The organism is Bacteroides fragilis NCTC 9343 (genome assembly GCF_000025985.1).
Classification (GTDB): domain Bacteria; phylum Bacteroidota; class Bacteroidia; order Bacteroidales; family Bacteroidaceae; genus Bacteroides; species Bacteroides fragilis.
The window spans coordinates 743,422-759,625 of the sequence record NC_003228.3 but is presented as its reverse complement, the minus strand read 5'-3'; the positions used below and the strand labels follow the sequence as shown (position 1 = coordinate 759,625).

General features: G+C 37.6%; 12 protein-coding genes. All 12 read left to right on the top strand.

Going from position 1 to position 16,204, the window contains the following annotated elements:
* Positions 1–3: 3 nt before the first annotated feature.
* The 12 genes from BF9343_RS02895 to BF9343_RS02840 all read left to right on the top strand — a co-directional run bounded on the left by BF9343_RS02895 (position 4) and on the right by BF9343_RS02840 (position 16,200).
* Complete coding sequence (locus BF9343_RS02895; RefSeq protein WP_010992121.1) at positions 4–2,799, top strand: SH3 domain-containing protein; 2,796 nt, start codon at positions 4–6, stop codon at positions 2,797–2,799.
* 10 nt (positions 2,800–2,809) lie between these two features.
* A complete protein-coding gene (locus BF9343_RS02890) occupies positions 2,810–3,361 on the top strand; it encodes a L,D-transpeptidase (RefSeq protein WP_010992120.1) in 552 nt (183 codons plus the stop codon).
* An 11-nt stretch (positions 3,362–3,372) separates the two neighbouring features.
* The gene (locus tag BF9343_RS02885; protein WP_010992119.1) at positions 3,373–4,431 is read left to right on the top strand and encodes an SH3 domain-containing protein; all 1,059 of its coding nucleotides are present in this window, start codon (positions 3,373–3,375) and stop codon (positions 4,429–4,431) included.
* A 126-nt stretch (positions 4,432–4,557) separates the two neighbouring features.
* Positions 4,558–5,118: a ribosome recycling factor gene (gene frr, locus BF9343_RS02880; RefSeq protein ID WP_005775374.1), complete on the top strand. Its 561-nt coding sequence runs from the start codon at positions 4,558–4,560 to the stop codon at positions 5,116–5,118.
* Positions 5,119–5,213: 95 nt separating this feature from the next.
* Positions 5,214–6,146 carry a ribosome small subunit-dependent GTPase A gene (gene rsgA, locus BF9343_RS02875; RefSeq protein ID WP_005796320.1) on the top strand — a complete coding sequence of 311 codons (933 nt, stop codon included), beginning with the start codon at positions 5,214–5,216 and terminating at the stop codon, positions 6,144–6,146.
* 942 nt (positions 6,147–7,088) lie between these two features.
* Positions 7,089–8,342 (top strand): hypothetical protein, encoded by a 1,254-nt coding sequence (locus BF9343_RS02870; RefSeq protein WP_005810554.1) that lies wholly within the window; start codon positions 7,089–7,091, stop codon positions 8,340–8,342.
* A complete protein-coding gene (locus BF9343_RS02865; RefSeq protein WP_009291554.1) occupies positions 8,339–9,901 on the top strand; it encodes a glycosyltransferase family 2 protein in 1,563 nt (520 codons plus the stop codon). Before BF9343_RS02870 ends, BF9343_RS02865 begins: the two co-directional genes overlap by 4 nt.
* Before the next feature lie 228 nt (positions 9,902–10,129).
* Positions 10,130–10,468, top strand: coding sequence for a hypothetical protein (locus tag BF9343_RS02860; protein ID WP_010992117.1), 339 nt, complete (start codon positions 10,130–10,132; stop codon positions 10,466–10,468).
* 85 nt (positions 10,469–10,553) lie between these two features.
* The gene (locus tag BF9343_RS24150; protein WP_010992116.1) at positions 10,554–11,273 is read left to right on the top strand and encodes a CPBP family intramembrane glutamic endopeptidase; all 720 of its coding nucleotides are present in this window, start codon (positions 10,554–10,556) and stop codon (positions 11,271–11,273) included.
* A gap of 244 nt (positions 11,274–11,517) precedes the next feature.
* Positions 11,518–13,689: a peptidase domain-containing ABC transporter gene (locus tag BF9343_RS02850; RefSeq protein ID WP_005810559.1), complete on the top strand. Its 2,172-nt coding sequence runs from the start codon at positions 11,518–11,520 to the stop codon at positions 13,687–13,689.
* An 11-nt stretch (positions 13,690–13,700) separates the two neighbouring features.
* Positions 13,701–15,014: an HlyD family secretion protein gene (locus BF9343_RS02845; protein WP_009291553.1), complete on the top strand. Its 1,314-nt coding sequence runs from the start codon at positions 13,701–13,703 to the stop codon at positions 15,012–15,014.
* A gap of 103 nt (positions 15,015–15,117) precedes the next feature.
* Positions 15,118–16,200: an efflux RND transporter periplasmic adaptor subunit gene (locus tag BF9343_RS02840; protein ID WP_005784707.1), complete on the top strand. Its 1,083-nt coding sequence runs from the start codon at positions 15,118–15,120 to the stop codon at positions 16,198–16,200.
* Positions 16,201–16,204 lie beyond the last annotated feature (4 nt).

Below are 16,204 nucleotides of genomic sequence, written 5' to 3'. Positions count from 1 at the left end.
TAAATGGATAAGACTTTATTAAAACTGGAAATCGGCAAGTGGAACGAAGCTTGTCGATTTCTTAAAAGCAAACAAACAGAACTCTCTACAGCAGAATGGACTGCTATAGAGACACTGGCCGACTATTGGCGAAAAAAATTTGATCCGGATGCTACCAGCGAATGCATGGACCTGATAAGCACTCTTGAACAATCGGATAAATTACACAGCAATAATAAAGAAATTATTGTATGGAGTAAAGAGTTTCGTACCATCGCCAGGAAGTATTACACTAAAGACGAAACTACATTTTTAGTATTCCAAAATGCATTAAAGGAATTATATCAGAGTTCTGCACCCCGCTCTTCGGCTCCTCTTCAGACACCTGTCAACAGTGAATCTCAAAATATCATATTAAAACAAAATGCAAAAAAATGGGTAAGCACTTATTCGCAGTTATACGAGAATCAGAATGAACTGGACCGAGATGAATGGAATGCTGTCCGTTTCTTAGCCAATTTCTGGAAAAACGGTACATTTAACGAAACGTCCCGAAAAGAATGTGAGCAGTATATCTCCATTCTAATCGCATCAGACAAATTGCATAGCAATAACAAAAACATCATTACCTGGAGCAAAGATTTTCGTGGAATAGCCAAAACATATTATACAAAAGATTCTAAAACTTTTGAGGACTTCAAAAAGTTCATGACGAAATATACCCGCGAAAACCCGATACAAGAAAGGGCCCCTCAGGAAAGAATACCACAAACTCCTCCCCGGCAAACATCCCCTTCCATTGAAATAACCGGATTGGTAATTGCCAATACTGACGAAAAAGGTGATCCCATTCCTTCGAACCAGGCCGAGCTCGATACTCGTAGCTGCTATTTACAGCCTCGAATTGATTATCGAGTATTAAGAGGAGGGAGCAGTGTAGATATATGGTACAAATTATACGCTCCCGACAGGACACTCATGACAGCCAGCAACAGCAAGTCCGGTTATACGTGGTATGGTAATGTCCCTCTCACAGGTTCCCGATCTGCATATCCCTTGAATGGCTTCGGAAGTATGTCTGGAAATGTATTCTCCGCTGGCCAATGGATTATTGAATTCTTTGAGAATGATCTGCAAATTGCAACGTACACATTCACTATCAAACAATACCGGACCTCTACTCCCCCCACACAATCACGGGTAACGCCGCCACCTCCTCCAAGAACTCCATCTAACCGACGAACATCTACAGTTTCGCCTAAAAAGGGGCACGGAGGTTTGTGGTCGTTCCTGATTATCGCCGCTATTATAGGCTTTTGCGGCCATCAATATTGGTATAAACCTATGACCATTGATCGGGATGCAGAGCGTACCTATGTATACGTATCCAGCTTGTTGCAACGTTCCGATAAAAATGCAAATGTAGAATATAATCGTATCCAATCTCTGCCCTATGGTTCGGAGCTCATCACTTACCAAAAAGAAGGAGATGGATGGTCATACATTAAAGCTAATGAGAAAAAGGGATATGTATCTACCAATTATACCCTAAGTAAAACTGATTTTGAATTGTTGAATAACTTATGGGGAAGCAAAGAAGCTATGGAAGGAGCACCGACAGCAAAATGTCGGCTGGCACTCGTAGACTTTATAAAGAAAAACAACTATAAAACAGGGACGGGGCAATGGCAGTTGTTTGCACAACCTATAGAAGTCAAACCTAATGCAGTACTTTACCCTCGACTGGCTAACGGATATACGAAGTTTACAGAATTTGCATTTGTCTTATCCAACAGCTCCACACATGAAGGTGTATTGGCTATTTATTCGTTTGCAGATGACGAAACTCCCGTTTTTATATATCAAGAGCAAACAACAGAAAATGCCAAAATAAAAGATGTTAGATATTATCCATGGAAAACAGATAAATATAAAGTTATCTATGCTACCCCAAATGCTATGGTTAGCCGCTCGCCTCAACTCCCAACCAACCAGCAACCGTCAAAAGCAAAGAGTGAGAACGGACTAAAAATAACGAAGGCACTTTTTGGAAATACTGATAAAAGTTACAATATTCTTACTCAATTTGGGACACAGCTCCCCACCACCACTCAGTACTTGTCTCCACGTATTTTCTATGAAAATCCTGCGGGGAAGAGTTCAGTGGTCATCAAATATAAAATTATCACTCCACAGGGGAACTTAATGACTGGAACAGGATCACCCTCCGGATATACTAATGAACAAAAAGTAACTCTAAACAGATCCGGATATATTAATTTAGCCGGTTGGGGAAATACAACCGGAGATGCGTACACTTCTGGAACTTACCGAATAGAATTCTGGTCCGAAGGAGAATTATTGTATTCAACCGGAGTGCAAATTCAGGGCAATTCAGAAAAGGCTGTAACTGTTTCTTCAAAACCAGTTGAGTGTCCCATCAAAATCCGAACAATGTTATTTGCCAACTCAAACGATAAAGGGACTATTTTAGAAGATTATGGGAAGCCGCTTTACGGAAATAAATTACAATACCTGAAACCAAAGATTATTTATTCAAGTCTAAACGGGGCCAGAAATATTACATTGTATGCCAAAATCTATCGTCCCAATGGTGTACTCATTGCCAACAAGAACTCGCCGAACGGATACACTTACAAACATGGTATGTATACACCTGCTGTCGGAGCTGATAACAATGTTTCTTATTTAACAAGCTGGGGAAGTCCAGAGTGTGACGTGTATTCTCCAGGTACTTATCAGTACGAGATATGGTACGAGGGAAGTAAAATCTTCTCCTGCCAAGTAATTGTACACTAAGCATAATACAATGAAAAAGAAAATTATACGGTATCTAATTGTATCGCATCTAACATTTATCCTTTCTATAGGCGGTATGGCAGTAGCTTTCTACTACTACCATACTGCCCAAATGGCACAAATTAAGAATGCGAACATTCTTCTCATCTCAAAAGATGAAATGAAATTACGCTTAATAGACTATAAGGGCCAAGAATTATTCACTGCCGACATAGCTTGTGGAAAGAATTATGGCAACAAGGAAAAACAAGGAGATTTAAAAACTCCTGAAGGAACTTTTAAAATAATCGATATCCAAGATGCTTCTAAATGGAAACACGATTTTGGAGATGGGAAAGGTGAAATAGAGGGTGCATACGGTAATCATTTCATCCGGTTAGAAACACCCGGACATAAAGGAATTGGGATTCATGGCACCCACGACCCATTATCTATTGGGACCCGAGCGACCGAAGGATGCATTCGAATCAAAAATTCAGAATTAGAGCAATTAGTATCTTTAATCCGAGTGCCAACAACTGTTATCATCACGCCCTCTGTAAAAGACATAAAAACCCAGTAAATAACAAACTGATGAAAACATTCAAACGATTCCTGTTCATTTGTATCGGACTATTCATTATAGTCCTCTCTACCCAAGCTTTGGAAAAGTATGAAGTGACCGCCAATACTTTTCTAAACATACGTAGTCATGGAAGCACAAATGCTCCTGTCATCGGAACAATAAATCATGGAGGAATCGTAAATGTAGAATCAATAGATGGAGAATGGGCAAAGGTATCCTTCAATGGCGGATATGGATACGTAAGTACGACCTACATACGACCTGTTACTCCAACACCTCCCGCAAAAGCTCCAACAAATACACTCAGCGACTGGTTTCGACAAACAAATTATGATTGCCGCCCTTTAGTTTATATCATATTAGGACTTTCTATTGTGCTATTCATCCTTAGAATGCGTCGTGGAGAAAGTACTCCGCTAGAAGACAGCGAACATACGATAAACCTCAGTTTATTCATTACCGTCTGTTTGTTAGAACTATTTTATGTGTTTTCAATGGGCGCAAATAGTATTTGGTTTTGCACTCCCGATAAAATAGGATGGCTATGGACCATCATTAATTTCTTTATATTCGGTGCAGTTGTATTTAATCAATGGATGTGTTTTTTCAATACCTTGAATGATGTGCAATACAATTCCTACGCAACTTTCAATTGGACATGGGGAATATATACTTGGGGCATCTGTATCATAGGCGCTATCATTTGTGGCTTTTTCTTTGTAGGCTTTTTGCCTGTGGTAGGAATTGGATTTCTTGTCGGACAATCTGTGCAAACAGGTATTATTTTCAATAAAGTACTTCCCAAAGGTGGATGGAAACATGCGTGTATCTGTACATTAACTTATTTAATTGGTTCAACAGCCACTGTCTTAATTGTAGCTCATTTCCTCATCCTTTTACTAATTGTACTAATCGCTCTCTTTCTGCTTTCACTTTTAGGAAAATCATCTTCTTCATCCGGCGGTAAAAGATGCTCCAATTGTAGTCACCTCAGTGGTTCCAGTTGTAACTTAAGCGGACGTTATATCAGCAGCCCGTCTACCACCTATTGCGATAATTACCAATAATACTATTTAGAAAGAGAAACGTCAGGCAACGCATTTCTCTCTATAGATAGTTGCAGATAATCAAAAAATAATCTACTTTTGTTTTCAAAATGAATCAAAGTGCCAATTTTATAAATACTTAATAAGATGGTAGACGTAAAAACGATTATCGAAGAATCACAAGAGAAGATGGATATGGCAGTGATGTATCTGGAAGAAGCACTGGCACACATCCGCGCCGGAAAAGCAAGCACACGCTTGCTGGATGGTATCCGTGTAGACTCTTACGGAAGCATGGTGCCCATCAGCAACGTAGCTGCCGTAACCACTCCCGATGCACGCAGCATCACGATTAAACCTTGGGATAAAAGCATGTTCCGGGTTATTGAAAAAGCCATTATCGACTCCGATCTCGGCATTATGCCGGAGAATAACGGTGAAATTATCCGCATCGGTATTCCACCTCTTACCGAGGAACGCCGTAAGCAACTCGCCAAACAATGTAAAGCTGAGGGTGAAACAGCCAAAGTCAGTATCCGTAACGCACGGCGCGACGGCATCGATGCACTGAAGAAAGCTGTAAAAGACGGTTTGGCTGAAGATGAACAAAAGAACGCAGAAGCTAAACTGCAGAAGGTTCATGACAAATACATTGCCAAAATTGAAGAAATGCTGGCTGAAAAGGACAAAGAAATTATGACCGTATAATTGAAATACAAGTTACGGGCTACCATACACATCTGTGTATAACGCCTCAAAGTTTTCTTAATAGCCCGTAACTTGTAACTAGCTGCTTATAAAACATGAAGGGATTAGTAATAAAGAATACAGGTAGCTGGTATCAGGTGAAAACTGATGACGGGCAGCTGGTTGAATGTAAGATCAAAGGTAATTTTCGGCTGAAAGGCATACGGAGTACAAATCCCGTTGCCGTAGGTGACCGTGTACAAATCATACTCAATCAGGAAGGAACAGCCTTTATCAGTGAGATAGAAGATCGGAAAAATTACATCATCCGCCGTTCATCGAACCTCTCCAAACAATCACATATTCTTGCAGCCAACCTCGACCAATGTATGCTGGTGGTGACTGTTAACTATCCCGAAACTTCAACCACTTTTATCGACCGCTTTTTAGCATCGGCAGAAGCCTATCGGGTACCGGTGAAGATTCTTTTCAACAAAGTGGATGCTTATGATGAAGACGAATTGCATTATCTGGACAGCCTCATCACGCTCTATACCCAAATAGGTTACCCTTGTTTTAAAATATCCGCACTGACCGGTGAAGGAGTCGATGCCATACGCGAGGAACTGAAAGGCCGGGTAACCCTCTTCTCCGGACATTCGGGAGTGGGTAAATCAACCCTCATCAATGCCCTTGTTCCGGGGCTGGAAGTCAAGACTGCGGAAATATCAGCTTATCACAACAAGGGAATGCACACCACCACTTTCTCCGAAATGTTCCCTGTACCGGGAGACGGATACATTATCGACACTCCGGGAATCAAAGGTTTTGGTACTTTCGATATGGAAGAGGAAGAGATAGGTCACTACTTCCCCGAAATATTCAAAACTTCGGCAAACTGTAAATATGGAAACTGCACACACCGCCAAGAACCCGGTTGTGCTGTTCGGAAAGCAGTAGAAGAGCACTACATCAGCGAATCACGCTACACTTCCTATCTGAGTATGCTTGAGGATAAGGAGGAAGGAAAATACCGTGCGGCATACTGAATCTCTGCTATTTTTCAGAGAATATTCTTTATTCTATTTTAATGCTTCACTTGGCAGAGCAACTGCTTCTCCTACAAAAAATACGTTTCGATCTTCCGTCTTCCACCTTTTTCCACTTACTCCATTAATAATCAATGCAATGACGCGGTGGAAGATCGCATTTTCAGCCTGTTTATCTTCCACCCGCATCTTCTATCTTCCACCCGTCAACTTGAGTGCCATCCAATCGTTAAGACGCTGATAGGCAACACTAAGGAACGTATTTATTAACTGAATACATTGTTTAGAGCATTGTGCTTTCCTTTACTGTTTAGTCGAAAATGATCCGTTCTTCATCCCATCCCCGCCACCCGGGCTTATGAGCCCGTATACCAAGGCCCATGAGCCCGCATACCAGGGCCGGAATAAACAAACGGAGATTCATCATAACATACTTGTATACAATCGTTTAATATCAAAAACAAATACCGTTGGTTAGTTCGTAATCCGCAAAGAAGAAAAGAACCGTCGCACTTTATCAAGAGGATGATTCGATGGCTGTTACAATAAGTCCTCACTCTTTTACTAAAAAGATAATGAGGCTTTCATATGTATACAGATTACCCCGGATATGGTTCGCTCCATCGGAGAGAGTTTATCGTTTATCTCCGAAAGTATAACAGGCCAGTCAGCGACCGCCACCTTCACCAAACGCGAAAATACAGCATTGATTTATAATAGAAGGGATACAGCAAAAGAAAGCGTAACTACTCAGATATCAACAGAGTACATACTATTCGTCTCACTATTCAATAACAGCAAGAATGGCATTGCATACCGTTTTTTTTAATTAGTTAATTAAAAATAAAAAAATCTTTTTGGAGGATGTTCATATAAAAAAAAGTCATATATTAACAAAATAATAATTTTATTATTACTGAAAACCAAGAAACCTTACTAATTATGAAAATACTTTTTTCCCTAGACGTCTCCAACCAGCGACAAGTTGACTTTTGTAATAGAATACTAAAGATTCTGGATAATAAAGATGATAGCAATGATATCACCCTTATATGTAAATCTCAAAATCATCTCAGTGATTATCTATATATCCCCCCGTCAAGTCATATAAAAACAGAAGAAGCAGAGATTATTCTTACTTATGGCAAAACAGGTTTGAGCCACATTAGTCAATTTGCAAGAAAATCAAATATCCCAATCATACACTTCATAAATACAGAGTATTTAAAAGACGAATATTTAAGTGAAGACCAACAAGTAGAAAAAATAATACTTTGTGATTGCTTCAATCAGCTCTTGGAGAGTTTCTTTCAAAAAGACAAAATGTTTGTCTTACCATATTTTTCTATACCAGTCGTTACTAAAAATGTAGAAATAAGAAATAAAAATAGCCCCAAACTATTAATAGCTATCGCACACCCTAACCTTAAAAATTCACCGGTCTATTATATCAGTAACTTATTAAATATTTTATCAGACTATAGAATCACAATACTTTATAATGGAGATCCTCTTATCCCTATATTCAATTCTAATATTACACTTATCAATGTAAAAGAATCGAATATCGAAAAAGTAATTCTATCAAATGATATAATCATCGGGGATGGTATTTCTATTTACACAGGAATAATGTTAGGTAAACCATGTATCGTGATTGGAGAGCAAGGATATGGAGGACTTATCACACCCCAAAACCTCAGCCAACAATTCGCTAATAAGTTTCAGGGACGGATAGGGGGAAGCTTAAACGAATACATCCCTTTGAATTTGATCATGAACGATATTCAATATGTACAAAATACAGAAAAGAGCAAAAACATAGACTGCATTATTATTAAAAACAAAGAATTGTTGGACAATGAGTATCGCCAAACCCAGCAATCGCTTAACGACTTAATTTTAGAAGTAGCAGCCAACCACAAACAATTATATACGTTCCCTATGGAAATTCACCTTAGGTTATCGGATGCTTTTCACCTTATTAAATTTTCTGATACCAAATTTGTATTAGCTTATACAGCCAACAACAAAGTCCATTCAAGTTTTGGTAAAGAAGAAGCTGAAATTATAGCCCTTTTTAAAAGAAGTTGCTTAATAAAAGATGCTATAAATATGAGTCCATACAAAAAGGAACCTAAAATATTTGTGGAGTTTATCCAAATGCTGTTTAATGAAAAAATACTGATAGCATGAACGTAAATAAACCCACAACAGAAAAGAAACTCATCGATTTAAATAATGATATTATTCATAACTTCGATGTAAGTATCGTTATGTCTTTCTATAAAAGATATACGGAGTTCAGAAAAGTATTACCACATAATGCACCCTATTTACAACGAAACGGTATTGAGGTAATCATTGTTCTGGACGACCCCGATGAAAAGTCAGAACTTCTAATGCTGCTTCAAAATTATCCATTCATAAATTGGAAGCTAATTATTAATGAACGAAAACATGCTCCTCGCAACCATGCTTCCGTACTAAATGTAGGACTCAAGCATGCTACCAAAAAGTATATCCTACAAATAGATCCTGAAGTAGAATTCCTCACTGATATTATATGGCAAATGAGAGATGCCATAGAGAAATATCCCATGCACTATATCCTCGCAATGATGGCATATGTACCCTATGAGCAGGAACTTACAGAAAATAATATAAAAGAGTTGGATTTTATCCCGTGGGGTAATTTGATGGTAGAACGTAACCATCTATACAAATTACATGGTTATGATGAAACATTCATCACATGGGGTGGAGAAGATAATAATATGCGTGCACGGTTGGACATGTCTGGTATCAAAAAATTCATCCTCCCAGAGGCAAAGACTATTCATCGGGAAAAAAATTATGATCCCAACGAACGCTCTAAACGTATCAATAAACATAGCATCTCGGATTGGAGAAAAATGAATTATCCTTCGGAAGCAATTGCTAACAAAGATATTTGGGGAAGTGAATTTAACAAAGTCATTTACGACTGGCAAGACAATCAATATGCAAAAGACTTGTGCTATACATATCTACAGCAATTTATCGGTTTCGAAATCAGACACCCCGCCGCATTTCGGAAAAGGCATAAAAAGATAGTCCTCTGCCAAGCGTACAACGAAGAAAAACTGATAGAAGGTTTTCTAACAAATATGGCAAACTATTTTGACGGTATCATTTTGCTGGATGATGAAAGTACGGATCGAACTTGGGATCTAGCAATCCATGACAAAATTATATTAAAAGTGAAAAAGAAAAGAAGTGGGTTCAACGATTTAGAGAATAGAAATATATTACTCGATTTAAGTGCCTTCTTCCAATCCGAATGGTTTTGTTTTATGGATATTGACGAAAGATTTGATGAGAGATTTACCAATTTTTCAGAATTTGAGAATAATAAAGAGATACATGTGGTAAGTTTTAGGGGTGTGTATTTATGGAACGATGAACAAAGTTATAAAGGTGATATTCCGAATTCTAACAAAGGTATCCTCACAGTTTACCGAATGTTCAGACCTATAGGGCATACTCACATAAACACCCATAAGAAATTACACTTCATAGCGACTCCGTATTTCACGAACACATGGCAAAGCAATATATTATTTAAAGACTATGGATCCATGAAAGAAAATGATCGAATTAGAAAATATGAAAGGTATATACAAGAAGACCAACAAAAGGACATGTCGTCAGGGTATGATTACTTATTGAATAGCGAAAATCTATATCAACTGGATAAAATTGAAGAATATTAAAAATATGTTTTCCCGTCATAAGGAAATAAATAATAAAATAAGAATAACTAAACATGTAAACACTGCTAATAAAAACAGAACATTGCAATGCAGATTAAGACAAAAGTTATGTTTATATCTGCCATGGTTTCCCTGACATACCATGCCGCCCAACAGGTCGAAAAGCAAAAAATACTGCTTCACGAAAAAGTCAAGAAACAACCAACGTCTTACTAATATTTTAACAATATGAAAAAACTGAATATAAATAAATTGAGTGAATATCCTGTAGTGAATATAGAAGAGCAGACTTCTCTTAAAGGAGGAGTTAGCCAAGATGAGTTTTTTAGAATGTTAGAGAATAACACTTGGCAAGGTGGTTATGTTGATGGTTATGGTTATGCAGCCCCGGCTGTAACAATCTATGGAACTTCTTGGAACGAAACCGGGAGATGGGATATAGACGGATGCCCGGCCTGCGGTAACGGATTAGGATATGATCAAACCAAGCCTAAGCCGGAACATGATATCGTGACGATTTGGACTCATTTCTTTTGCCATAAACACATTTATTATGGAAGCAAATAAATTTTCTCATAATTAACATTAACAGTTTGCAGATATTCTCTGAAGTTAAAATTGGGTTTATCTGCAAACAAAACTCAAAAAATACATGAAAAAAATCTATCTTTTTTTATCGTTCCTAATTGTCATACTTGCATATCCCTTAATTAGTCTTTTAACGGTATTAATTATTGGAAACTTAGTGCAAAATACAACTCCATGGATACGCCCCATGACGCTATTCAGTCTCGCTACATTTATCTTAATATTCAGAAAAAATATTCGATGTCATTCGTCTTTCAATAGGAGTCTTTCTTTGAAAACAATTCTTTCTGTTTGCATTTTAACTATATCCATGTGTATAGCTATAGGGATGATTACCCCAATTCCTCAAAACATATCATTGGCGAAACAAGAACTACTCAATTTTCCGAGATTCATATATAGTCTATTCTTAATCCCTATTTTAGAAGAATTATGCTTTAGAATCATTATTATCAATAAATTCAAAGGTAAAATGAATCAATGGATTATAATCACGGGAACAGCACTACTCTTTGGTATAATACATACGAGTAGTATCTATACAATGATTTCAATGGCATGCTTTGGGTTTATATTAGCCTATTTGTACGTTAAATCAGAAAATGGTTTCCTTCTTATACTGGTTCATTCTTTGTACAGTATTAGCGTCTACTGTTCATACAGTGTTTTTTGGTCCATTACATCAAGAGTTTTAAATTATGTATATAGTCCTATATATTACATTATAGTTGCTATTTCAATCATGTATATTATTTATTTTTTTCTTAAAAAGAAATACGTTTAAAGAAAGAACAAATACACATAAGCCAAGAACAAATTTAACTGTATATTAACTACTTTCTATTTAATAGGAGACAATATAAATTACAAAGATCATTATATAAATTATTATATCCATACTTATATTTAGGTATAAGAAAATTATATAACCCAGTTCCAAACTTTACCGAGAAAATAATCAGAAGGAATATTTATAAAAAAGGAAAAACCATCTGCAAATCTCGAAAAAGAAAATCCAAAGAACAACTATGAGAATAAACTTTCCATCTTACATTCAACATGACCAAATGGATTGTGGACCAGCCTGTCTGAAGATTATAGCCCAAAATTATGGCAAGAGATTTTCATTGAAATATTTGAGGGATCGCTGTTATGCAACTCGCGAAGGCGTATCATTGTTCGACATTGGCCGGGCAGCAGAAGAGATTGGTTTCCGAACACTGGCTATCAAAGTTACATTCGAAGATTTAATAGAGAAGATGCCATTGCCATTAATTGTACACTGGAAACAAAGTCATTTCGTAGTAGTCCATAAAATCACGAATAGAAAAGTTTATATATCAGATCCTGCACAAGGACTTACCCATTACAACCATAAAGAATTTAGGGAAGCGTGGGAGATGTGCAACGGACTTGGAACCATCATGATATTAGAAACGACTCCCGAATTTCACAACATGAACGAAATGGAAACCCGAGCCTCTTTCAGCCATTTTATGAAATATCTGAAACCTCATCACCGATATTTAGGACAAGTTATAGTAGGTATGGTTGCAGGGATATTGATCGGGCTACTTTCCCCTTTCATATCCCAATCCATTGTAGATTTCGGCATTGGGTCCGGTAATATCCAATTTGTGAACACCATGCTGATAGCAGGTATGATTTTGGCATTTAGTTCAATGGCATCTGACTTTATCCAAAGCCGCCTTATGCTGTATGTGTCAGAGCGGATTAACATGGGAATGGTCAGTGATTTCCTCCGCAAAACCATGAGTTTACCCATTACTTTTTTTGAGCGTAAAATGGTTAGCGACTTACTAACCCGAATAGATGACCACGGACGTATACAGTCATTTATCATGTCCACTTTTCTGGGAATCTTCATCAATATCCTACTCTTTGTCATCTACAGCCTGCTTATGCTCTATTACGAAAGTAATATGTTCCTTGTATTTATGATCGGTAACACAGTTTATACCGGATGGATATTTCTTTTTCTAAAGCAACGAAAGAAACTAGATAATCAACTATTCGGATGCAGGGCCACTAATCAGAACGATCTATTGGAATTATTAGAAAATGTGAACGAAATAAAGATAAATAATATCGCGAACAAACGAAGATGGAAATGGGAACTCAGCCGCTTTAAAATTTATGGTTTGCGGGTAAAAAACATGAATCTCGACCAGATAGAAGCGACCGGAGCCTCTTTTATCATCCATTTACAAGGGCTTTTTATTACTTATATTGCGGCTCTAAATGTAATAGAAGGAACAATGACGCTAGGTATGATGATGGCAGCTCAGTACATATTAGGGCAACTGAATGCCCCCATAAAAAGTATGATTGGTTATGTACATTCCCTACAATTTGCCCGCATCAGCCTTAAACGTGTAAACGAGGTCATTTGGGAAGAAGAACCAGAAATATCTGAATCAAAAGTTTCCATTCCTATAGAAAAAGGCATTAAGGTGAAAGATTTAGATTTTTACTACAACCCTAATTTAAACAAAGTATTAGACAATATAAATTTAGAGATACCGGAGGGAAAGATTACAGCTATCGTAGGGGAAAGCGGAAGCGGTAAAACCACTTTACTAAAATTGTTACTCAGGTTTTATAAACCAACAAATGGTGAAATTGAAGTCGGAGGAGTGCCATTAGATAATATCGATTTATATCGTTGGCGTAATAGTTGCGGTGCCGTATTACAAGATGGTAAACTTTTTAATGACACTATCTTATATAATATCACATTGGAAGATGAAGAAATGAACGTAAATCAAAAACAACTAGTGAAAGCGATTCAACTGGCAAACGCAGAAAATTTCATTAATGCTCGCCCTTTAAAGCTATACACTCCACTTGGAACTAATGGTTCAGGATTAAGTCAAGGGCAAAAGCAACGTATACTAATAGCTAGGGCGATATACAAAAACCCAGACTTCATATTCCTGGATGAAGCGACAAACTCTCTTGACACGAATAATGAAAAACAGATTTCCAAAAATTTGGAAACCATCTTAGAAGGAAAAACCGCCATTGTAATAGCGCACCGATTAAGTACTGTAAAAAATGCCCATAATATAGTGGTCATGGAAAAGGGAAAAATTGTGGAACAAGGGACTCATCAAGAACTTATAAATTTAAAAGGAATATATTACGACCTAATTTCTAGTCAATTAGAGATTGGATAAAATAATACATCATGTCAAAAATTCAGTTACGCCAAGTCTATAGAGACCAGTTGTACAACTATCGTCCTACGTGGATATTAAGATGGGGAATAACCATTTTCTTCGTTTTTCTTTTACTGGTTATTTCCGTTTCTGGATTTATAAGATATCCAGATATTGTACCTGCTACAGTTGAAATTACAACCATAAATCCGCCAGCAAATCTAATTTCCAAAGTAAATGGAAAAATAGAAATCATATTCACAGAAGAAGGAGAAAGTATAACAAAAGGACAAGTCCTTGCCATATTAGAGTCACCAGCACAATGGAAAGACATGAAAATTTTAGATCATTACATTACAGTCCTAGAAAACACAATTGGAAAAGATAGCCTTTCAGTAATTCCCGAACCCGATTTTTTGCGCAATGATCTTGAATTAGGAGAAGTACAGGGACGCTATGCTGATCTTAAGCTCAATTATACTGAGCTATACAATTTTCTACATTCCGGACTATTTGAAGAAGAAGTATTGTCATTACAAGAAAAAAAGCAGGCACAAAAGCAATTATTAGTACAAGAGAATAGAAAGAGAGAACTTTTAAAAACACAAATCAGACTTGCAGACAAAGAATATCAACGAGATTCCATTCTGTTTGTAAAGGAAGTCATTTCTGAAAGTGAAATAGAACAAAGACACCAAAACAGGCTTCAGTTCCAATCTTCACTTGTAGATATGGAAGTCAACATATTGAACATTAAATCCTCATTAAAACAACTACGCTCTGATCTAAAAAAAATAGAATTAAAGCATAACACCGACAGGCAGGAGCTAACAAATAAACTTCTACAAAGCACGCACTTATTAAAAGCGCAAACGGAAACTTGGAAACAAAATTATTTAATTACTACCCCTATAGATGGTAAAGTAAGTTTTACTACATATTGGAGTAAGAATCAAAACGTCAAATCAGGTGAGCTTATTTTTTCTGTTGTTCCCATTGATTCTATGACAACAAAAGCCAGACTACAATTTCCCATACAAAATTCGGGAAAGATAAAAGAAGGACAACAAGTCAACATCAAGTTACAAAATTATCCATATCAAGAGTTCGGAATGTTAGTGGGTCATCTATCCAAAATATCAGAAGTTCCTAATGAACTATTATATAGTGCAGACGTAGTTTTAGATAAAGGACTTATTACGTCTTACGGGAAAAGACTTCCTAAAGTGCAACAACTGAAAGGAGATGCTGAAATCCTAACAGACGATTTGAGTTTATTAATGCGTTTTTTCAATCCATTACGGGCCATTTTTGATCACAGATTAAGAAAACATAATCAATAAGACACCTTAACACAAAAAATAAATCTATATTTTAATTTTCCGATTAAACCTTTTCCCACCCTCTTAGTCTAACCTTAGAACAGACATATACTAATACTAAGACATGGATAAAAAGGTAAAATGGGGCATCGTCATCTTGGTTGGCGCCGGACTGATAGGTTGGGGAATTTACTCCCGACTTCCTAAAGCAAATGAAGAGTTGGCAGCAGCCGACAAAGTGATGACAGGCAAACAGATCAATAAAAGGGTTCTGAACGTAAACGCCAAAATCATAAAACCACAATTGCTGACAGACCAGATTCAAATCAGCGGTAGCTTGATGCCTGACGAGGAGGTGGATCTTTCTTTTGAGACTTCGGGAAAAATTGTTGAGATCAACTTTGACGAAGGAACAACCGTAAAGAAAGGACAACTACTGGCAAAAGTGAACGACCGGCAATTACAGGCCCAGTTGCAACGTCTTGTAGCTCAACTAAAACTTGCCGAAGACCGTGTGTTCCGCCAAAATGCTTTGCTCGAACGGGATGCCGTCAGTAAGGAAGCTTACGAGCAGGTAAAAACGGAACTGGCCACCCTGAATGCAGATATTGATTTGGTAAAAGCGAATATTGCCATGACCGAACTTCGCGCACCCTTCGACGGGGTGATCGGACTCCGGCAGGTCAGCGTCGGCTCTTATGCTTCACCTACTACCATCGTAGCCAAACTGACAAAAATCATTCCTCTGAAAATAGAGTTTTCCGTACCCGAGCGTTATGCCAGTCAGGTAAAAAAGGGAACTAACCTCAACTTCGAACTGGAAGGAAAGTTAAGCTCTTTCCCCGCAAAGGTATATGCCACCGAATCACGAATCGATCAGTCTACTCGTACACTGACCGTTCGTGCACTGTATGCTAACAGTAACGGGGCAATACTACCGGGACGTTACGCCAGCATCCAACTGAAAAAAGAAGAAATCCCGAATGCCATCGCCATCCCATCGGAGTCCATCGTACCTGAGATGGGTAAGGATAAAGTATTCCTCTATAAATCGGGTAAAGCCGAACCGGTAGAAATAACCGCAGGTATCCGTACCGAAGCTGAAGTACAAGTCATAAAGGGCCTACAAATGGGTGATACCATCATCACTTCGGGAACCCTTCAACTCCGTACAGGATTACCTGTCACACTGGATAATATCAATTAACTCC

Excerpts from the sequence above, each read along its gene's own strand:
- BF9343_RS02890 (WP_010992120.1), top strand. The coding sequence starts at position 2,810 with ATGAAAAAGAAAATTATACGGTATCTAATTGTATCGCATCTAACATTT.
- BF9343_RS02850 (WP_005810559.1), top strand. The coding sequence starts at position 11,518 with ATGAGAATAAACTTTCCATCTTACATTCAACATGACCAAATGGATTGT.
- BF9343_RS02845 (WP_009291553.1), top strand. The coding sequence starts at position 13,701 with ATGTCAAAAATTCAGTTACGCCAAGTCTATAGAGACCAGTTGTACAAC.
- frr (WP_005775374.1), top strand. The coding sequence starts at position 4,558 with ATGGTAGACGTAAAAACGATTATCGAAGAATCACAAGAGAAGATGGAT.
- BF9343_RS02870 (WP_005810554.1), top strand. The coding sequence starts at position 7,089 with ATGAAAATACTTTTTTCCCTAGACGTCTCCAACCAGCGACAAGTTGAC.
- BF9343_RS02840 (WP_005784707.1), top strand. The coding sequence starts at position 15,118 with ATGGATAAAAAGGTAAAATGGGGCATCGTCATCTTGGTTGGCGCCGGA.
- BF9343_RS02865 (WP_009291554.1), top strand. The coding sequence starts at position 8,339 with ATGAACGTAAATAAACCCACAACAGAAAAGAAACTCATCGATTTAAAT.
- BF9343_RS02895 (WP_010992121.1), top strand. The coding sequence starts at position 4 with ATGGATAAGACTTTATTAAAACTGGAAATCGGCAAGTGGAACGAAGCT.
- BF9343_RS02885 (WP_010992119.1), top strand. The coding sequence starts at position 3,373 with ATGAAAACATTCAAACGATTCCTGTTCATTTGTATCGGACTATTCATT.
- BF9343_RS02860 (WP_010992117.1), top strand. The coding sequence starts at position 10,130 with ATGAAAAAACTGAATATAAATAAATTGAGTGAATATCCTGTAGTGAAT.
- rsgA (WP_005796320.1), top strand. The coding sequence starts at position 5,214 with ATGAAGGGATTAGTAATAAAGAATACAGGTAGCTGGTATCAGGTGAAA.
- BF9343_RS24150 (WP_010992116.1), top strand. The coding sequence starts at position 10,554 with ATGAAAAAAATCTATCTTTTTTTATCGTTCCTAATTGTCATACTTGCA.